At 40.3% G+C, this 20,656-nt stretch carries 19 protein-coding genes; 13 read left to right on the top strand and 6 right to left on the bottom strand.

The annotated features are described in order from the left end of the window. Positions 1-21 precede the first annotated feature (21 nt). Both AC5JL8_RS24060 and AC5JL8_RS24055 read left to right on the top strand, forming a co-directional pair. Complete coding sequence (locus AC5JL8_RS24060) at positions 22-1,230, top strand: sensor histidine kinase (RefSeq protein WP_495882194.1); 1,209 nt, start codon at positions 22-24, stop codon at positions 1,228-1,230. Next, positions 1,227-1,889: a response regulator gene (locus AC5JL8_RS24055; RefSeq protein WP_495882193.1), complete on the top strand. Its 663-nt coding sequence runs from the start codon at positions 1,227-1,229 to the stop codon at positions 1,887-1,889. Before AC5JL8_RS24060 ends, AC5JL8_RS24055 begins: the two co-directional genes overlap by 4 nt. A gap of 97 nt (positions 1,890-1,986) precedes the next feature. On the opposite strand, the gene AC5JL8_RS24050 is transcribed toward AC5JL8_RS24055, so the two are convergent. Next, positions 1,987-2,427, bottom strand: coding sequence for a nucleoside deaminase (locus AC5JL8_RS24050; protein ID WP_495882192.1), 441 nt, complete (start codon positions 2,425-2,427; stop codon positions 1,987-1,989). Positions 2,428-2,516: 89 nt separating this feature from the next. On the opposite strand from AC5JL8_RS24050, the gene AC5JL8_RS24045 reads away from it, so the two are divergent. From AC5JL8_RS24045 to AC5JL8_RS24015, 7 genes are all read left to right on the top strand, one after another. After that, positions 2,517-3,308 carry an ion transporter gene (locus AC5JL8_RS24045; RefSeq protein ID WP_495882191.1) on the top strand — a complete coding sequence of 264 codons (792 nt, stop codon included), beginning with the start codon at positions 2,517-2,519 and terminating at the stop codon, positions 3,306-3,308. A 233-nt stretch (positions 3,309-3,541) separates the two neighbouring features. After that, positions 3,542-4,258, top strand: coding sequence for a TIGR04222 domain-containing membrane protein (locus AC5JL8_RS24040; protein ID WP_495882190.1), 717 nt, complete (start codon positions 3,542-3,544; stop codon positions 4,256-4,258). Positions 4,259-4,278: 20 nt separating this feature from the next. Further along, entirely contained in the window at positions 4,279-4,509 is a 231-nt protein-coding gene (locus AC5JL8_RS24035) for a multinuclear nonheme iron-dependent oxidase (protein WP_495882189.1), read from the top strand. Then, the gene (locus AC5JL8_RS24030; protein WP_495882188.1) at positions 4,500-5,075 is read left to right on the top strand and encodes an SCO6045 C-terminal-like domain-containing protein; all 576 of its coding nucleotides are present in this window, start codon (positions 4,500-4,502) and stop codon (positions 5,073-5,075) included. The genes AC5JL8_RS24035 and AC5JL8_RS24030 overlap by 10 nt, the downstream gene beginning before the upstream one ends. Before the next feature lie 187 nt (positions 5,076-5,262). Then, complete coding sequence (locus AC5JL8_RS24025; RefSeq protein ID WP_495882187.1) at positions 5,263-6,912, top strand: DUF1565 domain-containing protein; 1,650 nt, start codon at positions 5,263-5,265, stop codon at positions 6,910-6,912. Between the two features lie 128 nt (positions 6,913-7,040). Continuing rightward, the gene (locus AC5JL8_RS24020) at positions 7,041-7,877 is read left to right on the top strand and encodes an alpha/beta fold hydrolase (RefSeq protein ID WP_495882230.1); all 837 of its coding nucleotides are present in this window, start codon (positions 7,041-7,043) and stop codon (positions 7,875-7,877) included. Between the two features lie 80 nt (positions 7,878-7,957). Then, the gene (locus tag AC5JL8_RS24015) at positions 7,958-9,694 is read left to right on the top strand and encodes a serine/threonine protein kinase (RefSeq protein WP_495882186.1); all 1,737 of its coding nucleotides are present in this window, start codon (positions 7,958-7,960) and stop codon (positions 9,692-9,694) included. A 304-nt stretch (positions 9,695-9,998) separates the two neighbouring features. Here the strand turns inward: AC5JL8_RS24015 and AC5JL8_RS24010 are convergent, their stop codons facing one another. From AC5JL8_RS24010 to AC5JL8_RS23995, 4 genes are all read right to left on the bottom strand, one after another. Then, positions 9,999-10,787, bottom strand: coding sequence for an ABC transporter permease (locus AC5JL8_RS24010; protein WP_495882185.1), 789 nt, complete (start codon positions 10,785-10,787; stop codon positions 9,999-10,001). 153 nt (positions 10,788-10,940) lie between these two features. Next, complete coding sequence (locus tag AC5JL8_RS24005) at positions 10,941-11,921, bottom strand: ABC transporter ATP-binding protein (protein WP_495882184.1); 981 nt, start codon at positions 11,919-11,921, stop codon at positions 10,941-10,943. Positions 11,922-11,926: 5 nt separating this feature from the next. Beyond that, positions 11,927-13,573, bottom strand: a complete 1,647-nt coding sequence (locus tag AC5JL8_RS24000) for an ABC1 kinase family protein (RefSeq protein ID WP_495882183.1) — start codon at positions 13,571-13,573, stop codon at positions 11,927-11,929. A 179-nt stretch (positions 13,574-13,752) separates the two neighbouring features. Beyond that, the gene (locus tag AC5JL8_RS23995) at positions 13,753-14,817 is read right to left on the bottom strand and encodes a mannose-1-phosphate guanylyltransferase (protein ID WP_495882182.1); all 1,065 of its coding nucleotides are present in this window, start codon (positions 14,815-14,817) and stop codon (positions 13,753-13,755) included. 114 nt (positions 14,818-14,931) lie between these two features. Between AC5JL8_RS23995 and AC5JL8_RS23990 the strand changes: the two genes are divergently transcribed. The 3 genes from AC5JL8_RS23990 (at position 14,932) to murJ (ending at position 18,792) form a co-directional block, all read left to right on the top strand. Next, a complete protein-coding gene (locus AC5JL8_RS23990; protein WP_495882181.1) occupies positions 14,932-16,443 on the top strand; it encodes an LCP family protein in 1,512 nt (503 codons plus the stop codon). Positions 16,444-16,590: 147 nt separating this feature from the next. Then, positions 16,591-17,097 carry a pentapeptide repeat-containing protein gene (locus AC5JL8_RS23985; RefSeq protein ID WP_495882229.1) on the top strand — a complete coding sequence of 169 codons (507 nt, stop codon included), beginning with the start codon at positions 16,591-16,593 and terminating at the stop codon, positions 17,095-17,097. A gap of 90 nt (positions 17,098-17,187) precedes the next feature. Beyond that, positions 17,188-18,792: a murein biosynthesis integral membrane protein MurJ gene (gene murJ / locus AC5JL8_RS23980; protein ID WP_495882180.1), complete on the top strand. Its 1,605-nt coding sequence runs from the start codon at positions 17,188-17,190 to the stop codon at positions 18,790-18,792. Positions 18,793-18,830: 38 nt separating this feature from the next. Here murJ and holB read toward each other — a convergent pair whose 3' ends face one another. Further along, entirely contained in the window at positions 18,831-19,799 is a 969-nt protein-coding gene (gene holB / locus AC5JL8_RS23975) for a DNA polymerase III subunit delta' (protein ID WP_495882179.1), read from the bottom strand. 368 nt (positions 19,800-20,167) lie between these two features. Between holB and AC5JL8_RS23970 the strand changes: the two genes are divergently transcribed. Further along, positions 20,168-20,410: a DUF1816 domain-containing protein gene (locus AC5JL8_RS23970; protein WP_495882178.1), complete on the top strand. Its 243-nt coding sequence runs from the start codon at positions 20,168-20,170 to the stop codon at positions 20,408-20,410. Positions 20,411-20,656 lie beyond the last annotated feature (246 nt).

Genomic DNA, 20,656 nt, shown 5'->3' with positions numbered 1-20,656 from the left:
TTTCATCAACATCTAAATTCCATGAAACCCCCAATACAAGTTAACAATCATCCTTTTCGCTTTCTGCTTTATTTAGAATGGATATTATTAGCAATAATCACTTTAACTGCTATAATTCCATATCCTTCGCCGCGATTTTCGAGCAAATTTCCAGAACTAGCAACAGCGAGTCTGATTATTTTTGGATTAATGGGTTTGCGATTGCCCACTAGTAACCAAATAAATAAGATAATTTATACAGCGTGTGAAATTATCTTAATTTTAATAACTGGTTCTGTTGGTGGAAGGTCTGCTAGAATTTTTCCTTTTATTTATATAATATTAGTCACTCGAAGTTGCTTAATTTTTAAATTACCTGGTCGTTTAGCAGTCACATTTATATCATTTATTTTATTTTTATTTACACTACAGGGCAGGGTAAAAAGCTTTCCAGTACCGCCACAGGTGCAAGAGCGATTTCATTTTTTCACCTTGAGTCTAGCGTTGTTATTTGGTTTAAGCTTAATTTTTGTATTATTGCTAATGAATACAGTATTATCTGAACGCCAGAGCCGAGAAGAATTAGCGATCGCTAACGAAAAACTTCGTCAATATGCTTTGCGAATTGAAAATCAAGCAACCCTAGAAGAACGTAACCGTATTGCTAGAGAAATTCATGATTCCTTGGGTCACTCACTAACTGCTTTAAATCTGCAATTAGAAACTGCTTTAAAACTTTCCCAATCTAACCCAACTAAAGCACAGAGTTTCTTAGCCAGAGCCAAAGAATTAGGTTCTAAAGCATTGCAAGATGTAAGGCAATCGGTTTCTACCATGCGTTCTCATCCTTTACAAGAGCAATCTTTAGAACAAGCGATCGCTATATTAGCAGAAGATTTTCAACGCTCAACTGGCATTTTACCAATTTGTAGAATTAACCTGGAATATTCTCTACCACTTGAAATTAATACTGCGATCTATCGCATCATCCAAGAATCATTAACAAATATCTCTAAATACGCAGAAGCGTCAGAAGTTAAAATAGAAATTGATAAAACTCCAAAAAGTTTACGTTTAAATATTAGGGATAATGGTAAAGGCTTCGACTTCAAGCAAAATACTACTGGTTTTGGCTTACAAAGTATGCGCGATCGCACTCTAGCACTTGGAGGTATATTTAGTGTTAAAACTAATCCCGGTTCTGGTTGTCAAATTACTGTTGATATTCCCCTAACGAGGTTGACTAGATGATTAAAGTATTGCTAGTAGATGACCAAAGTTTGATTCGTCAAGGATTAAAAGCATTATTAGAACTAGAATCAGATTTAGAAATCGTGGGAGAAGCAGAAAATGGGGAAGCTGCAATTAATTTAGTTGCTCAATTGCAGCCCCATGTAGTATTAATGGATATTAGAATGCCCATCATGGATGGAGTTGCTGCTACGCGAGAAATTCTCAGACGTTTTTCTGGAACTAAAGTTTTAGTATTAACAACTTTTGACGATGATGAATATGTCAAAGCAGCATTGCAAAATGGAGCAATGGGTTATTTACTAAAAGATACACCATCAGAAGAGTTAGCTGTTGCTATTCGTGCTGTTCATAAAGGATATACTCAACTAGGGCCAGGAATAGTTAAAAAACTCTTGACTCAGTTTGGCAGTGTAGGATCAAATCAGTCGCCACAAATACCCCCTAGTTTAGCTGAACTTACTCCCAGAGAAAAAGAGGTTTTGCGGTTAATTGCTCAAGGTGCTAGTAATCGAGAAATTGCTCAGAATCTATACATTTCTGAGGGCACAGTTAAGAATCACGTTACAAATATGTTGAATCGCTTAAATTTGCGCGATCGCACGCAAGCTGCTATCTTTGCTAATACATATTTGTCTTATTTAAATGAGCCTGATTAAAATATATAAATATTAAATGCCAAATAAATGCCAAATTTTGGAACCCGCTCATGAAGGAATTATTACCTTCTGCCCTCTGCCTTCTGCATCCTACTTATTATTGCAAATTATTTTGTATAAATAGTTCCAAACATTCTACTTTTAAAATTCCTTTTGTTACCTTAATATTTTTAAATGACTTGGCAATAACTTCTTCACAAGATATGTCAATTTGTGACTGATTTACAGAAATTAAATCTTGAATTGAAGCACCATATATAATTTCTGATATACCCGACCAAACACAAGCAGTTGCACACATCGGACAAGGTTCGCCAGTTGTATATATGCTATAACCTGTCAAAGATGGATTTTTAAGTTTAGCTGTTAAACTACGAATAACATTGATTTCTGCATGAGCTGATGGATCGCTGTCTCGCCTTACAGTATTATGAGCTGCGGCAACTACTTCGTTATCTTTAACAATCACTGCACCATAAGGAGCATCACCTTTTTTTGCTTCTACCAGGGCTAGACGCATAAAAGATTCATGGTTCATACAACTCAGGGTTTGATTAGGATAATGGTTAAGAATAACGTATTTTAACTGTTATTTCTGCAACTATTAAAAATTGGTGATCGTTAAATATGTTACTTAACAGAGAAAAAGCCGAATTTTACTTAACAGACTTAGAAACACCATTAGGCCAAACAATTAACTTAACGATTGCTGGACTTGTCCTTTTATCGTCAGGAATTTTTGTAGTTGAAACTTATAATATTCCTGATTTTGTCCGCTTTCAACTAAATCTTATAAATACTGCTATTCTGATAATTTTTGCATTGGAATACATAATTCGCCTCTGGAGTGCAGAAAATAAACTTAAGTATTTTTTGAGTTTATATTCAATTATTGACTTGATGGCTATTTTGCCATTTTTTTTAGGAGCAGTGGATATAAGCTTTATTCGGCTGTTGCGATGGTTCCGAATTTTAAGGTTAATTAGGTTTATCGATAAAAAATTTTTCTTTGGTAGTATCAGTACTGAAGACGGTGTAATATTTGCACGCATATTATTTACTTTATTTGCAATTATATTTGTTTACTCTGGTTTAATTTATCAAGTTGAGCATCCTGTTAACCCTAAAGTTTTTGTTACTTTTTTGGATGCATTGTATTTTTCAATTGTCACAATGACAACTGTGGGTTTTGGTGATGTAACACCAGCTTCAGAATTGGGACGATGGCTAACAGTATTGATGATTTTGACTGGTATCGCATTAATTCCTTGGCAGGTAGGAGATTTAATTAAGCGATTGGTAAAAACTGCTAACCAGGTAGAAACAATTTGTTCAGGTTGCGGTTTAGCTTTCCACGATGCAGATGCTGGGTTTTGTAAAAGGTGTGGTACTAAGTTACCTGTTATGAAAGTTGATTGAGTAATTATTAGCTATTAGTCATCTGTCATTAGAGGTAACTTTTCGTAGTCTGGTATATGTATTAAAATTGTAATATAAATGTTTTCCGTAAAAGTTGTGGCTCATAGTGTTGAGATACATAAGCGTGAATAAATATAGCGCTCTTGTTCCAAGCCTTTAAATTTATGGGAATTCTTAATTTGGAATTTTGAATTTCCCAAAGTTGAGTGGTGTGCTAATAAGGAGCATATTTGATGGATATTTTACTACATAATCCAATTGCAGATATGTATGGGCCAGACTTTCTGCTGTTGTATGGCAGCGTCATTCTCATCGCACTTTTAGTCTGTGGGTGGCTGGTACAAGATCCAACAAAAAACCAACCTTTGCCGTTAATTCCTAGTGAACCAGATCCCTATGAAATTGCTTACTTGCGTTCAGGAGCATTAGAAGTAGTCAAGGTAGCAATTTTGAACTTAATTCAGAGAGGTTATTTACAAATCACTGAACAATTCCTCAGCCTAACGCCAAAATACGATGATTTGTCTGAACTACAGCCTCTAGAACATCAAGTATTTTCTAGTTATTCCTCTTCTCCAGCAGTGAAATCTCTGGATTTAATAACTGAGAAAGTACAACCATACTGCAATATTTACGAAGAACAGCTACAAAATGAACAACTGTTATATGCTCAGAAATGGCAAAAATCAAATATTACAGTTGGCTTAATTGCGGCGACAATTATTTTTAGCTTAGGGGGTTATAAGTTCCTCATCGCTTTGGGAAAGGGACGCCATAACGTGGGTTTTCTGATTGGCATGGGCGTTTTATCGATTATCTTTATTTTATGGTTTGTAAGTAAGCGATCGCGCCTAAGTCTTCGAGGACAAGCTTATCTGCAACAACTCCAGCAAACATTTGCTCAGTCAAAAACCAAAGTAAAATTGGCTATGATATTGATAATTTTCTGAAAGAATTACCTTGGGAACGGGTGGTACAGTTGCATTTCGTTGGTGGACATTGGCATGACGGTGTATTGATTGACAGCCATTCCCAGCCAACGCCAGTCGAGGTTTGGCAACTCATGGATGAAGTTTTAGCTAAAATTCCAGTTAAAGGAATTGTTTTAGAAAGAGATGAAAACTTGCCACCCTTTGCAGAAGTGATAGGAGAACTGCAACAAGCACGGCAAATTGGCAGGAGTCATGGTAGATGGGGTTAGCACAAACGCAGCAAGTTTTAGCCCAACTTTATACTAATAGTGAATTTAGAAAGCGTTTTTTCGCCAACCCGCAAACCGTTGGTGCAGAATTGGGATTGAGTGATGAGGAGACACAGCAGCTATCTCAACTTTCTGTACAGCAGGTAAATATTTTTGCCAATTCCCTCAAATGGAAGCGTTTGGGAGAAGTGCGCGAATTGCTACCACGCACTGCCAAGGTATTAGGTAGAAATTTTACTACTTTGTTTTGGCGATATGCAGAAACTCATTTGCCGCAGGGTATTAAAAAACACCGAGAAGATGCGATCGCTTTTGCAAGCTTCATTACCACAGTGGTACAAAAAGAAACAATTGAGCCAGCTTGGGTAAGTGATTTGGTGCGCTATGAAAAAACATGGCTGTTGGCTTATGAACCTCATCACTGTTTGCAGGTGTGCTGGTTTCGTTATCCTATTGACAAACTAGGTAATACAGAAACAACTCATCACCAACCGACTATAGCAGTTTGGTGGCGTTTTTCCAGGCGATCGCAACTACATCATATCGTGCGATCGCTAGTTGGATAACACCAATAATACTGAGCCACCTTGCACCAAATAAGTCAGACTGCAAGGTAACACAAATATTCTTCTAGCTTTTTGCGGAATGTATAATATTGCGCTGGAAGTCAATTTAGCTATTTAAATTTTAGCAATTGCTACCCAATTCTATGGTTAGCGCTAGGATATCTATGTCTTTTTTCGCACTATAAGTATGCCTCAAACTTTTTACGTAAATCCAGTAACCGGCACTAGTACTAACCCTGGAAGCCAACAAGCTCCTTTTAAAACAATTACACAAGCTCTCAAGGTTGCCACATCTGATACAACAATTCAACTAACAGATGGTAATTACAGCGTAGCTAGCGGTGAAGTCTTTCCCCTAACGATTCCATCTGGTGTAAAAGTAGTTGGTAATGAAGCCAACAAAGGCAGCAACATCTTAATTGAAGGCAGTGGTAACTACCTCAGTCGTACTTTTGCTGGTCAAAATGTCACCTTCGTGCTATTGAATGGTGCAGAACTGCGGGGAGTAACTGTCACAAATCCAGCTAGCCGTGGTAGTGCCGTCTGGATAGAATCAAGTACGCCTACAGTCGCTAATAACACATTTACTCAATCTAAGCGTGAGGGAGTCTTTGCTACCGGTGATGCTAATCCAGTTATCCTCAACAATGTGTTTTCTGAGAATGCTGCTAATGGAGTTTCAATAGCTAAAAATTCTAAAGGGCAAATTCAAGGTAACACCTTCTTCAAAACAGGTTTCGGCATTGCCATTAGTGATGCAGCATCACCCACACTTATCGATAACAAAATTTCCGAAAACCGTTCTGGGATTGTCGTCTCAGGCACTGCACGTCCTGTATTACGTAATAATTTCAGTGAAAAAAACACTGATGATGGTTTGACGGTGATTGCAAACGCCTTACCAGATTTAGGCAGTACCAATAACCCAGGAGGTAACGTCCTACGCAACAACGGTAAGTTTGATTTACAAAATGCAGGTACTAACAAGTTGATCTCTGTTGGAAATCAAATAGATCCAGCTAAAGTTACGGGTAGCATAGAGTTTGTAGATATTGGGTTACCAACTCCAACACCCACACCAACTCCAACACCCACACCAACTCCAACACCCACGCCAACCCCAACTCCAACTCCCACACCAACCCCAACACCAACACCAACCCCAACACCCACGCCAACCCCAACACCAACACCAACCCCAACCCCAACTCCAACTCCCACACCAACCCCAACCCCAACACCAACCCCAACACCCACACCTGTAGATTTAACAGATATTAGTAATCATTGGGCAGCTGCGTTTATTCGGGAATTAGTCAAACAGGGCATAGTTAGCGGTTTTCCCGATCGCACATTTAGACCAGATGCTACAATGACACGGGCACAATATGCTGCTTTGCTAGTCAAAGCTTTTAACCCATCCCCAAACCGTGCGGCTACCAAATTCAAAGATGTACCAGCAGACTTCTGGGCATCTAAGGTGATTCAGCAGGCATACCAAGGTTTATTTCTTTCTGGTTTTCCTGATAGTACATTTGCTCCGAACAAAAATATCCAGCGTGTGCAAGTTATAGTCTCGCTGGTAAATGGACTAGGGTTATCTGCTAATGGTGCAACCAATATCAAATTTGATGATCAAGCCAAGATTCCTGACTATGCCAAAGACGAAGTAGCGAAAGCTATAGGTAAGCAGATTATCGTCAATTACCCAAACCTCAAACAGCTCAACCCTACCCGTGATGCTACACGCGCTGAGGTAGCGGCAATAGTATATCAAGCTTTAGTAGATGCAGGTCGTGTAGTGGCGATTAACTCGCCTTATATCGTCACTGCTTGATTTGCAAACTTGTTTTATGGGGCAGGCATTTTGCTTGCCCTGAAAACTTACAAAAGCCCCAGGCTCATAAGCTTTTTTCGCGGTAACATATAAGCGCAGAGCTTCTATCTCTGGGTGGGTATGCAATGATGCCTCTACGTCAAACCTTATCAAAGTCTGACATTCAACTGTCTTACTTAGAGTGGCAGCAAGGTCAAGAACCCTTACTGCTATTACACGGTTTAGCCGATCATGCCCTTGTGTGGTCTAGCTTAGGGGATTATTTAGCGGCAGAATACCACATCGTGGCCCCAGATATGCGCGGTCATGGTGAAAGCAGCAAACCGGAGAGAGATTATAGTTTTGAGAGTGCGATCGCCGATTTAGAAGCACTCATGGATCATTTAGGATGGTCTAGTGCCCATGTTGTCAGTCATTCGTGGACAGGCAAATTAGCTGCTATCTGGGCACGCCAACATCCAGAACGTTTGCGGAGTTTGATTCTTGTTGATCCCATCTTCATCTGGAAAATGCCCAGCTTCTTCAAGGTGACATTTCCCCTACTGTACCGCGTCTTACCTTTTCTCAAAAGTATGGGCCCATTTGCTAGTTACGAAGAAGCCAAACAACAAGCGCAGCAGTTAAACCAGTATCAAGGATGGACTTACTTACACCAGCAAGTTTTCCAAGCTGGAATAGAACAAAAACTAGATGGTAGCTGGGGCAGCAAATTTACTATTGCCGCCCGCGATGGAATTTTTGAAGATGTAATGCGAGTGCCTGGGTTAACACAGCCAATTTATTTACCTACTCTCTTCGTACAGCCAGAAAAAGGTGTAAACCGTCAAGATTGGCAACTTAAACCTTACAAAACCTACCTTAAGAACTTAAGCATCTGTCAAGTTCCTGGTAATCATTGGCCATTTTTGACACAACCTGAAGCATTTAACCAGACTGTGGAAGCCTTCTTAAAACAGCACAGTTGAGATAAATCTCATTATCATTGGACGGGAACGCAAGAATTTAGATAAGAGATTGCTTCCCTTGTACTACTGTTTAGCCACTCATGAGTCTTTGTATTAATCCCGTTTGCCCTCAACCCAATCAATTAGACGATAATGAAAATCGCTTTTGCCAAAGCTGTGGTTCTCAGTTGCAATTACTAGGGCGCTATCGGGTGATGCGCTTGTTAACTGACAAAACTAGCTTTAGCAAAGTTTATGAAGCATACGACGAACAAGACACGCCGAAAATCCTTAAAGTACTTAAGAAAGATGTCTCAGGCGACGCTAAAGCAATAGAACTATTCCAGCAAGAGGTAACTATACTAGGGCAACTGAATCATCCTGGCACACCTAAAGTAGATGGCTATTTCCAATATCAAACTAGAAGTGGTTTGGTATTGCACTGCATCGCAATGGAAAAAATCAACGGGTCGAATTTAGAACAATGGCTACAGCAGGAGAATCGCCCTATTTCCCAAGCACAAGCTATAGCTTGGTTAAAACAGTTGGTAGAAATTTTAGATGTATTGCATAGCAAGCAGTACCTGCATCGAGATATTAAGCCATCTAATATCATGATCCGTTCTCCTTTAGATCCCTTGATTCAGCAAGCTTGGGGGAATTTAGTATTAATTGATTTTGGTAGTGCTAAAGAAGTAGTAAAAAACTTCCTTCCCCGACCTAGCAGCTGTAGCGGGATGGATGCAATTATGTCATCTGGTTATACCGCCCTAGAACAAATGAATTGTCAAGCTGTACCGCAATCAGATTTTTTTGCCTTAGGACGAACTTTTGTATTTTTACTCACGGGATATCATCCCTTAGAAATGTACGATATTCACCACAATGTTTTGCACTGGCGAAATCGTGCTAATCATGTCTTACCCTTGCTGTTGAATTTAATTGATTGGTTGATGGCACCAGAAATAGGCAAACGTCCTGCCAATACCCAAGAAATTTTGCAGCGTCTTGAGGAGATTGAAGAACAACTAACTCCAACTACAACTGCAACGATAAATGTAGAGGGCAATCATCAAACTGAACAGTTGTTATCTCCTATCATTAAAACTCTACTACCCCAAAATAAGCAAGCACAAAAAATGCCACTTTTGGCACTATTTGCAGCGCTACTGGCATCTCTAGGATTACTGACTTTGCTAGCTTTAGTTCTAGGAACATTAAGCTTTACTTCAGTTACTAATTATGGGCAAGCGCCACAAAGGAAAGGTAAAGTGGATTACTTTACTTATGCAGAAGGTAGGGATAGTCTAGGCAGAAGTGCAGAGTTTAATATAGCTGTATTGTCAGTAGAATATAAATGGCTTTTAGGAAGCAATTTTCAAATTAAATATAATGATAAAATTATTAGTCTTGATTTATTAAAGTTGAACCTAGAGCAAGAAGGTATACAGAATATTATGGAAAATCCTAGTGAAATTATCTCTGTAGGGACGGCTTCTTGTGAAGGAAATATAGCTATTGAACAACGCAGAGCTTTAGAACGTTCTAAGCAAATACAAATTTTAGCAAAAAAACTATTTATTAATACATCCAGTGTTAAAGTTTATCGCTTATTAAATCTTGGTCAATTTAAGCGCAGTGATTGTCAGCCCAATCAAGACTCAACGGCTTATCAAAGAAGTATAATCATTATTGGCGTTAAAAAACAATCAGATGGTGTAATTGTCGATGAAGCTCTTAGAGATAGGTTACAAAATAAACCATTTGCAGATTTTAAATTAGAAGATTATTCTTTGGGAGCAGCAGATAAGTTTAAGACAATACCGAGTAATTTATAAGAGGGAATCTGAGAAACATCAAACTATTGTGCTTACCGACACCCCGCCCAGAGATGAAAGTTCACAGGTTCATAGCGCAAGTCAACTCAAGTGGACTAAAATCATTCAGTTCGCTTTAAAAGACGGAAATTATAAGCCAAGGAATTCCATGATACTGTGGGTTATACCAATTTGAAAAAAGAATACGACAATGGTTAGGGGCGCAACAATGTTGTGCCCTTACGAATAATTTATGTGTCGCAAACATTATTGAAATCGGTATTAATTGTGAGTAACAGTAAGCCGTGAAAAGGTAACCGAGTATTTACGCTCCCATCCCAGAATAACGTTTCAATCCCATACGCCACAGCCAGCGATTAGCAACGAAAAACAGCAATATCCAACCTATCATTGCCAGAAATCCCCGTCCTAAATCTACAGGTAAACCTACCAAAATACTTGCTGGAAAATTAATTAAATAAGGAAAAGGTGTTAACATAACTGCTGCCCGTACAGGTTCAGGAAATACTTTTAAAGGAGCTATTAACCCGGACAAAAATAAATAAAACAACATCCAGAAATTTTCTAAAGCGCTAGCCCGTTCCGTCCAAAAAGCTAACATGGCAAAAGTGTATTGAATTAAGAACCGTAAAGTAAAAGCTAGCCCTACTGTTAATAGAAAAAATAATAAATTACTCAACCTTGGTAACCAAAAAGCTTGGGGATAAAGTAAAAAAAATAATACTATTAATATTAGAGCAAACTGTATGCGAGCAATTCTGTCAGCTATATGAAGCGCAACATGATGCCATACAGGATCAAGAGGTTGTAACAATCTAGGTGATAATTTCCCTTCTACTACTTCCCTTTCAAATTCCCAAATTACCCAGACAGCGGTAAATTGCCTAATAATGAAAACTACTAGAAAGTAACGAATAAAATCTATAGGTGACAAATCGAAGTTTCCACCCTGTGCTGCCTGAATCCAAATACCCATGAAGATAATAGGTAAAGAGCCAGACAAAACCCATAAAATCATTTCTGCTCTGTATTCGAGCGTATACGCATAGTAAACTCCAACCAAAGTTAAGGCTTTTCTCAAAATCTGCTTCATTTACCCGCCTTCTACTCTACAAAGCTTTACCAATTCAAAATTCACAAAGCCAGATTTCATCTAGGTTCTCAAGCTTGTATCTGTCACATTAGTTTTTTCAAATTAGTATTAGCTATTAACTTCATGAGTAATTTTATTAGCGCTCAGCATTCACTATATAACTCCCGCCTGAAACACTTTTCCAATCACTTCTTCTACAGACGGTTCAGTTACTTTTAAATCAACTACTTCTAAATCCGCCAAAATCTTTGATACTGTTTGGGTTAGCACTTCTTGCGGCACTAAAAAACGTACAGTTCGTCCTTCTAAAAGATGTATATCACCGTAGAAAATAAGTTTTTCTTTTGGCAAACATGCGGTTAACTCCACATGAATTTCCCGGTAAGGGGCAAAGCGTTCTAGGAGTTCATTTAAGCTACCATCGTACATCAGCTTTCCTTGGTGAATTAGCAGCACTCGTTGGCATAAAGCTGTAATATCAGCCATGTAATGGCTAGTCAACAAAACTGTTGCTTGATAACGCTGATTGTACTCGCGTAAAAAATCACGTACTCCTACTTGAGCATTCACATCTAGTCCCAAAGTCGGTTCATCCAAAAATAATACCTGGGGACGATGCAAAAGTGCTGCCAACAGTTCCGCTTTCATCCGCTCGCCCAAAGAAAGTTTCCGCACTGGTTGGGTAAGCTTACTTTCTAGAGAAAGCATCTCGCTTAACTCTCCTACCCGCCGCTGGAACTCTTTATCAGGAATGTTATACACAGCAGCGTTGATTTTCAAAGAATCTAGTGCTGGTAAGTCCCATATCAACTGCTGTTTTTGCCCCATCACCAAGGTAATTTTTTGCAAAAATGCTTCTTGGCGACGAAATGGAATCTGCCCAGCCACTCTCACATTTCCGCTAGAAGGGTGAATCAGCCCTGTGAGCATTTTGAGTGTAGTAGTTTTACCAGCACCATTTGGCCCTAAAAACCCTACTACTTCGCCCGTGGCGATTTCAAAGGAAACATTCTGAACTGCTTTAATTGAACGGTATGTGCGGCGGAAAAAGTGGGTGATTGTTCCTTTAATGCCAGGCTCTTTCACCGCCACTGGATAAAATTTGCTCAGGTCTTCAGCCACAATTATCGGCATAAAGCTTATTTTAAACGACCTGAGCGTAAAATACTAACGATTAGCCATAGCCCCAACAAACTAGCGAATGCAAAGAGGACGCTGCTTAAAAAAGATAGTTGAGTTGTCTGTGCGTGGTTAGAAATAATTGCTGCCCCCATAATCAGTGATCCCACCAAAATGCTAAAAGATAGGCGGTTAGCAGCATCGTCCATAGTACGCCGCACACTATCTAAACCACGCAGCGAGAAATTCCACTGTAAGGTTTCCGAAGTCACTCGGTCTAATAACAGTTCAATTTGGCGGGGAGATTGTAAGGAGAGACTTTTGATATCCATTGCTGTTCTTAAGAGCGATCGCAAAGGATTATCGCCTATTAACTGTCGGCGAACCAAATCTGTTAGCAATGGCTGAATTTCTTCTATAAAATTAAGTTCTGGATTAAACCCACGAGCCACCCCTTCTAAGTTAGCTAAGGTTTTGGCATACAAGCCCATGTTACTAGGTAGCCGAATTTTATTATTGCGGGCGATTTGCAGAATTTCATAAATTACTTGACTGAAATTGATTTGAGACAAGTTGATGTTGTGATACTTTCGCAGCATCCGGTCATAATCATTTTCCAAGCGAATTAAAATTACTGGCTGGGTAGAATCCGATAGCTGTAAAGTTAACTGAGCGCATCGTTGAGCATCTAAATCCACGATCGCCAACAACATTTCTGTTAATATCTGCTGAGTGCGCGGATCAAGTCTTCCTACCATGCCACAATCTAAGAGTGCAACTCGACCATCTTGGAGATAAAATAAATTGCCTGGATGGGGATCAGCATGGAAGAAGCCATCTATATATAGTTGTTGAAAAAAAACTCGAAATAGCAAAGTGGTAATTGCTTTGCGCTGTGCAACCGGATCTGTACCGTTATTGTCACCAACTAAATTTGCTGATAAAAGTGGTACTCCTTCTAGCCACTCCATCACCATTAATTTTTCTGTAGTCAAATCCCAGTAAACTTCGGCAACTACTATTTGTTGGGGATCATACCAGCGGCTGTGGGATAAATTTTCCCGCAATTGATTTGTAAAATTGGCTTCACGAGTAAAATCCAACTCGGCTTCTAGTGCTTTGGTAAATTCTTCGGCAATGGATTTGATTTCGTAGGTGCGACCAAAATCGGTTCTTGCTACTAAATCGGCGATTCCTTGAATTAAAGCAATATCTTGGGCAACTGTAATATCAATTCCTGGACGTTGTACTTTCAGAGCAACTTCCCGACCGTCTGCTAATGTTGCGCGATGTGTCTGAGCAATTGATCCCGCGGCTACTGGGACAGGATTGATTTTACTAAAGGTTGCTTCCAGCGGCCCTTTGATTTGTTTGCGTAAAAGTACTTCTATTTCTGTCCAAGGAACTGGCGGTACTTCGTCTTGCAGAGTTGACAGTTCCTCAATATAGCCAGCGCTCAGTAAATCTGGACGAGTGGACATTAGTTGACCTAGTTTGACATAGACTGGCCCTAAATCCACTAAGATATTTTTTAAAACCGCAGGTGTAGGCAGTTGAGGCTCATCAGCTTTACCACCGGTAAGTAGTCTACGCATATAGTCCCAGCCATTACGGAGGACTACTTCGATAATTTCTCTTTGACGAGGAACTGTTTGGGTGAGGAACATTTTTGTCAGGGGCTGGGGATTGACGGCTAGGAATTAAGTATTTAGATTGAAAAGAAAAAACTTTATAACTTTATATAGTTTTCATCTCTCCTACTTAGAATACTTAAATCCCTAGCTCTGATCCCGTTATAATTGAAAAAGGGGTATTTCAGCCTCTGCCAAGGGTTTTAACTTTATAGTTATAACAAGTCGGTAAATCGGGGATCGCTTTCAAGGGTTTTGAGGATCTGTTTAATTTCCTGGGTACGATCCTTTTTGACAATCAAGGTGACCTTGCGATCGCGCACAATCACCACATCCTCTAAACCTATAGTAACTATTACATCTTCGGGATCGGTAGCATAAAGAATTGCCCCTTGTGTATCCAGCCCTACATGGGTAGCGAGTTCCACATTGGGAGTCTCTTGCGTTTTAAGTAAACGCTCGATTGCATTCCAATCTCCTAAATCATCCCAACCGAATTCGACTGGTAAAACATATGCTAGATTGGTCTTTTCCATCAGTGCATAGTCTATACTTTTTTTAGGCAACTGAGGATAAATATCAGAACCCTTTTGTGCTAGAGGTTCGATAATTTCCGGAGCGTGGGTATAAAGTTCTTTCAGAACAACCCCAGCCCGAAAAACGAACATACCACTATTCCAGCTAAACCGTTCCGTTGATAAAAAAGCTTCTGCTGTTTCACGGTTGGGCTTTTCAGTAAAGCGGTTGACGTGATAAGCTGGCAACTCATTAAAGCTACCTATTTTTTTGCCTTGTTCGATATAGCCGTAACCAGTTGATGGGAAAGTAGGCTTGATCCCTAATGTGACAATCGCTTCTGTGCTTGCCGCTAGAGAGCTAGCAGCGCTTAATGTGTTTGCAAATGCCTTTTGATCGGCAATCCAGTGATCAGCAGGGAAAAAGCCAATGATAGCGTCTTCTCCATAACGCTGTTTGATTTCTAAACTTGTCCAAGCAACAGCTGCGGCAGTGTCTCTTCGCTCTGACTCAATTAATAAATTTTGTGACGGCAGTTGTGGCAATTGTTGTCGTACTCCTTCAGCTATCTGATTAGAAGTTATGACAAACATAGAATCCCAACCGCCTACAAGTTCTAGCAACCGATCAGCGGTTGCTTGTAGTAGACTCCTAGAGCTACCATCAAGACTTAAAAATTGCTTGGGTCGCCCAGAACGACTTAAGGGCCAAAAACGTTCACCTTTACCACCAGCAAGGATTACGCAGAACAATGAACTAGTCATTTGTCATACACATCTACTGAAGAACACTACAAGTGTACAGTGGGCTTTTGCACTGGCAAGATTTGTAGCTTGCATTAACATACTTTTAGGGAGTGGTTGAGTGGGGAGATAAATGTGATTAAACAAATTCAATGGACAGACAATCAGGTAACGCCTCAACAAGTACCAGCTTTAGATATAGATGAGGTCAGACCTCAACAATTACAAAAAGCAGAAAATCAAGTAACGCCTCAAGAAGTACCAGCACCAGAACCGGAAATCCAGCCAAAACAGCAAGCAAATGTTTCCCGTGGCGTTGTGGAGTCTGTAAGCGAAATCCCCAATCAGCTTTATGAGCGATTGGGCTTGACCATGCCTCGATGGTTATTGTGGATACTGACGGTTGTTTTGGGGATCATTTTATCCGGGCTGCTAGTATCCACCTTGGCGTTGTGGACTCCTTTATGGAGCAATTTAGATCAAACCGATGAAGATGCAGGAGTAGCTGGTAAAGAACAGCAAAAAATCCCGCTACCTGGAGAGTTATGGGGGAAAATCTCCGAGTATCAACTCTCACGACCCATGAACATTTTAATTATGGGTATTGAACCAGTTAAAGGTACTGTTGATGGTTCACCAGAAAGTTTTGCTGGCAAAAGTGACACCATGCTCATGGTCAGGCTCAACCCCAGCGATAAATCTATCAAAGTGCTTTCGATCCCCAGGGATACAATGATTGCGATCCCAGAAAAGGGATTAACCAAAGTATCAGATGCTAACGCTCAAGGTGGCCCTGTCTTGGCGGCACGGGTAGTCAGCCGTACCTTAAGTAATGCGCCTATTGACCGCTACATCCGCATTTCTACTAGTGGCTTACGGCAATTAGTAGATCAATTGGGTGGGGTAGAGGTTTTTGTTCCCCAATCAATGGCATATGAAGGTACTTCTGGCCGACGGTCAGTGAATTTAGTCAGCGGCTGGCAAACTCTCAACGGCGAACAAGCAGAACTATTTGCACGGTTCCGCGAACCAGGTATGGGTGATTTACCACGGGTGCAGCGACAGCAAGCACTGATGAAAGCACTACAAGAACGCCTTAATAGTCCTACAGTGTTACCCAGGTTGCCTCAATTAACCCGTATTATGCGGAAGTACTTTGATACCAACCTAAAAATAGAAGAAATGATGGCTTTGGTGAATTTTTCCCTGAACTTAGAACGGGATAATTTCCAAATGACCGTATTGCCTGGTACGTTTAGTCGTTTTAGCCAAGATCCTAATAATTATTGGCTGAATATGACTGGACAACAGAGCCTATTGAATGATTATGTTGGGGTGAACGTCCCAGGCCTCAAACAAGATTTGCGACCAGTTCCTAGCCTCAAAATTGCTATTCAAAATGCTTCTAATCAACCTCAATTAACTGAAAAAGTTATCAAATATTTCAAACAAAAAGGCTTCACTAATGTCTATGCAGTGCCAGATTGGCCTGATACTCAACGCCAAACTCAAATTATCGTCCAAAAAGGAAAGCGAGAAGTAGGAGCTGACCTGCAAAAAATTGTAGGCTTAGGTCAAATTGAAGTAGCGGCAACTGGTGATTTAGGATCTGATGTGACAATTCGGATTGGTAAGGATTGGAAGTAGTCAGTGGAAAGTGGAAAGTTCTGAGTGCTGAGGAGCCAGTCGCGTGGGCGGGTTTACCGACTTGAGCGAACTGGCGTTGCTGAGAGGCTATTTAAGCTTAACTCTTCATTCTTCACTCAGAACTTAAGGCTGATTTTGATGAAAGCTATGAAAAAGTTTTGGTTACGCTTTTTGAGTTTGATAGTAATTTTGATATTGGCTGGTTTATGGGTGATTATCAATCCTAAACCAGCCTTTGCTCAAACAAATATAATCAATTACAACAACATTAATTTAAACAATCGTGACTTTTCTCATAATAATTTGACTGGTGCAACTTTTGTAGCAGCAGAAATGCGGGGTACAAACTTTCAAGGAGCAAATTTAACCAACGCAATTTTGACAAAAGGAGTTTTGTTAAAGGCAGATTTGGAAGGTGCAAACTTGACAGGCGCTTTGGTAGATCGGGTGACTTTAGATGGTGCTAACCTTAAAAATGCTATTTTTACCGAAGCAACTTTGACCCGTAGCCGCTTTTATGATGCGGTGATTACTGGTGCTGATTTTACAGATGCTTTGATTGACCGTTATCAAGTGGCATTGTTGTGCGATCGCGCTGATGGCATTAATCCAGTTACTGGTATTTCGACACAAGATAGTTTAGGATGCCGATAAAAAGGATGAAGGATGAAATATATTAATTAAACCTGATTAAGGTTTTATTTTCTATCTTTATCCTTTACAAAAAGTTGTCGGGTATTATTCGTGACCAAACAAGACCAAAAACCCTCTCGTTCTTTTGCGGGAATTGCTGGCATTGTTGCCATAGCTACCTTAATTAGTAAAGTATTTGGTTTAATCCGACAGCAAGCGATCGCTGCCGCTTTTGGTGTCGGTGCTGCTGCTACTGCCTATAGTTACGCCTATATTATTCCTGGGTTTCTGTTAATTTTACTAGGTGGCGTCAATGGCCCATTACATAGTGCAATTGTTAGTGTTTTAGCCAAGCGCAAGCAAGAAGAAGCAGCTCCTTTAGTAGAAACAGTAACAACCCTAGTAGGTGGATTGTTATTGCTGGTGACATTGGCTCAGATTGTCTTTGCGGATGAGATCGTTGGTTTAGTCGGTTATGGCTTGGAAGAAACAACCAGGGCGATCGCAGTTCAACAGATCCGCATCATGGCTCCGATGGCTTTATTTTCGGGATTAATTGGCATTGGCTTTGGTACTCTCAATGCAGCCAATCAATATTGGTTACTCTCTATTAGTCCTTTATTATCTAGTATCACTGTTATTGCAGGCATTGGTATCTTAACTTTGCAACTGGGTAAAGACATTATCCGGCCAGAATACGCTTTTATTGGTGGCATGATGTTAGCGTGGGGAACCTTAGCAGGAGCAATTCTCCAGTGGTTGGTGCAGCTAATTGTCCAGTGGCGGTTAGGGTTAGGCACATTAAGGTTGCGATTTGATTTTAAATCCCCTGGTGTGCAAGAAGTAATCAAAATCATGACTCCGGCGACAATTTCTTCAGGGATGATGCCAATTAACGTCGCTACTGCTCTTTATTTTGCTAGCCCTATCCCTGGCGCTGCTGCTGGCTTTAACTATGCTAATTTACTAGTGCAAACTCCTTTAGGGATTATTTCTAACATCGTTCTATTGCCTCTGTTACCAATATTTGCCAAACTTGCTGAACCAGAAAATTGGCCAGACTTAAAATTACGCATTCGCCAAGGATTGTTGCTTACCGCCGTGACTATGCTACCTTTAGGGGCGCTGATGGTGGTTTTATCTGTGCCTATTGTCCAAGTAGTTTATGAGCGCGGAGCTTTTAAGCAAGATGCTACACAGTTAGTATCTTCGCTACTCATTGCTTATGGTATTGGGATGTTTGCTTATTTGGGGCGTGATGTTTTAGTGCGGGTGTTTTATGCTTTAGGCGATGGTCAAACACCTTTTCGCATTAGTGCTTTTAATATCTTTCTCAACGCCTTTTTAGATTGGATTTTAGTCAAACCTTTTGGTGCTTCTGGTTTAGTGTTAGCAACGGTAGGCGTAAACTGTAGCTCAATGTTGATGCTGTTATGGTTACTCGATCGCAAACTCAATGGTTTACCTTGGCGTGAGTGGAGTGTACCAATAATAGGTTTAACTGCTGCTAGCGTTGTAGCTGGGGTAGCAAGCTATGGCACATTGCTTGGTTGTCAGTACGTTTTAGGTAAAGAAGGTTTATTGATTCTACTAATAGAGTTAGCTGTAGCTGGTTTAGTAGGAATCGGTGTATTTGCAATTATTGCTTTATTGATGAAAATACCAGAGGTAAATACTTTTATCTCTCGTCTGCGTCAACGTTTTAGCCCAAGATAACTGGGAAAGTTTTAATGCCCCATGCCCAATGCCCATTTTCATACTTGGCTATTACATTGCTGATATAAAGACAATAATGTACATTCCCAAACAAGGCGTGGCTGGGCATAACAAAGTAGAAATTTACGAGCTTGTTCTAGCTGTTTGATAATTCCTTGTTGATACCATTGTTGCCAGTAGGAATTTTGAAGATAATCAATCAACCACAGTTGAGCTTCTGTATCTAATTCTTTATCAATTTTTTTAGCTAACTCCAAAGCGTGACGATAGGATGAAGGTGCTTTTGCCAGGTTTTGGAGTAGTTCAGGAGGTATAGCTTGTAATTGCTGATAAGATGCGATCGCACTTCCTGGGCTACCAGCTGCTATGCTCAACAATGCCGGATGTTGCAAAATTTGCTCATGCTCAGTTTGAGTTAGTACCTGAGCTAAAGACGCTGTATCTAAGCGATAAAATGGAATGCGTTGACAGCGCGACACTAAAGTTGGCAACACAGACTCAGGTGTGGGTGCGATTAAAATTAATGTCGCCTGTCCTGGTTCTTCCAAAGTTTTCAGCAAAGCATTGGCTGCTGCTTCTGCCATTGTTTCTGCTTGCTCCAGCACTACCACATTCCTCGGTGCTTCCAAAGGCGGACGGCTAAGAAACTCAGTAATCTCCCGAATTTGCTCTAGTCTAATGACAGGCGGTGCTTTGCGCTTCACTCCTTTTTCGGCTGCTTCTGCTGCTGTCAGTCGTTGTCCTTGGTATTGATATGTCGGCTGCACCCACAAAACATCTGGGTGATTACCTTGACGCAAACGATTTTGTAAAGACGTAATTAATTTTGTCTTTACATAACTAGAAAATAGTAATTCTATAAAGCATCGTGCTGCTAAACTCCGCCCCACACCATCCGGCCCTACAAATAGATAAGCTGGAGCCAGCCGATTTTGCTTAACAGCCTGAGTTAATAATTCTACGGCTTGTTGTTGTCCTATAAGTGGTGCAAACGAGTTGTCTGTCATTAATCAATTGTAGATTGAGTGACTTAAGTACCCGTATAAAGAAAGTACCCAAACCAGAAGGCACGGCACTCAGTGGAGTTATTTGTTTATCACGACATTTACACAAAGCCTGAACATACAAGCACTTGAGGTATTTTGCGATTCACCAAGGAAAGTACGATCGCTCTTTTGAAATCCGCGCAGCAAAAGGCAATCGGGTTGAGAACTGAGTGCAAGTAGTTATGGTGACATAGAAGTTTAACATTGAGCATAGCTAATCTTACATATCCTCATGCTTTCAGCAGACGATAAAGATTACAGCAACAATCATGCTGTTAAATAGCAACTATTGTTCTCACTTTTCTTGTATGGTTAACGGAATCAAATCTTTGGCTTCAAGAATTATTCAGATAGTTATTAGTGATTACTGGGCAGAAATCATCACTGAACACCCTCACTGCGTCTACTATTTTGGCCCTTTCCAAACATTTCTTGAAGCGAAAGCTGCTTGTCCTGGGTATATTGAAGACCTTAGAAGCGAGGGAGTCTTGGGGATAAAAGTCGTAATTAAACGTTGCCGCCCAGATGCGCTGACTATTTGTGATGAAGAAATGAGTTATGGCAGTTATTAGTTGAGTGAGGTAAGTCAGAAGTAATTAAACATAGATGAGGGGAGGCTGGGGGAGATGAATGAGGTTCTGAGCTAGATTAATGAAGCTCTGGGACAGATGAATGAGGTTCTGAGAGAGATGAACGAGGTTCTGAGCTAGATTAATGAGGTTCTGAGGGAGATGAACGAGGTTCTGAGCTAGATTAATGAAGCTCTGAGGGAGATGAACGAGGTTCTGAGCTAGATTAATGAAGCTCTGAGGGAGATG

It is taken from the genome of Mojavia sp. (genome assembly GCF_059505145.1).
Note: the sequence above shows the minus strand (reverse complement) of the source record. Positions and strands in the feature narration are given on the sequence as shown.

Excerpts from the sequence above, each read along its gene's own strand:
- AC5JL8_RS24060 (WP_495882194.1), top strand. The coding sequence starts at position 22 with ATGAAACCCCCAATACAAGTTAACAATCATCCTTTTCGCTTTCTGCTT.
- AC5JL8_RS24055 (WP_495882193.1), top strand. The coding sequence starts at position 1,227 with ATGATTAAAGTATTGCTAGTAGATGACCAAAGTTTGATTCGTCAAGGA.
- AC5JL8_RS24045 (WP_495882191.1), top strand. The coding sequence starts at position 2,517 with ATGTTACTTAACAGAGAAAAAGCCGAATTTTACTTAACAGACTTAGAA.
- AC5JL8_RS24000 (WP_495882183.1), bottom strand. The coding sequence starts at position 13,573 with ATGTTCCTCACCCAAACAGTTCCTCGTCAAAGAGAAATTATCGAAGTA.
- AC5JL8_RS24050 (WP_495882192.1), bottom strand. The coding sequence starts at position 2,427 with ATGAACCATGAATCTTTTATGCGTCTAGCCCTGGTAGAAGCAAAAAAA.
- AC5JL8_RS24040 (WP_495882190.1), top strand. The coding sequence starts at position 3,542 with ATGGATATTTTACTACATAATCCAATTGCAGATATGTATGGGCCAGAC.
- AC5JL8_RS24030 (WP_495882188.1), top strand. The coding sequence starts at position 4,500 with ATGGGGTTAGCACAAACGCAGCAAGTTTTAGCCCAACTTTATACTAAT.
- AC5JL8_RS24020 (WP_495882230.1), top strand. The coding sequence starts at position 7,041 with ATGCCTCTACGTCAAACCTTATCAAAGTCTGACATTCAACTGTCTTAC.
- AC5JL8_RS24025 (WP_495882187.1), top strand. The coding sequence starts at position 5,263 with ATGCCTCAAACTTTTTACGTAAATCCAGTAACCGGCACTAGTACTAAC.
- AC5JL8_RS23985 (WP_495882229.1), top strand. The coding sequence starts at position 16,591 with ATGAAAAAGTTTTGGTTACGCTTTTTGAGTTTGATAGTAATTTTGATA.
- AC5JL8_RS24015 (WP_495882186.1), top strand. The coding sequence starts at position 7,958 with ATGAGTCTTTGTATTAATCCCGTTTGCCCTCAACCCAATCAATTAGAC.
- AC5JL8_RS24010 (WP_495882185.1), bottom strand. The coding sequence starts at position 10,787 with ATGAAGCAGATTTTGAGAAAAGCCTTAACTTTGGTTGGAGTTTACTAT.
- AC5JL8_RS23995 (WP_495882182.1), bottom strand. The coding sequence starts at position 14,817 with ATGACTAGTTCATTGTTCTGCGTAATCCTTGCTGGTGGTAAAGGTGAA.
- AC5JL8_RS24005 (WP_495882184.1), bottom strand. The coding sequence starts at position 11,921 with ATGCCGATAATTGTGGCTGAAGACCTGAGCAAATTTTATCCAGTGGCG.
- holB (WP_495882179.1), bottom strand. The coding sequence starts at position 19,799 with ATGACAGACAACTCGTTTGCACCACTTATAGGACAACAACAAGCCGTA.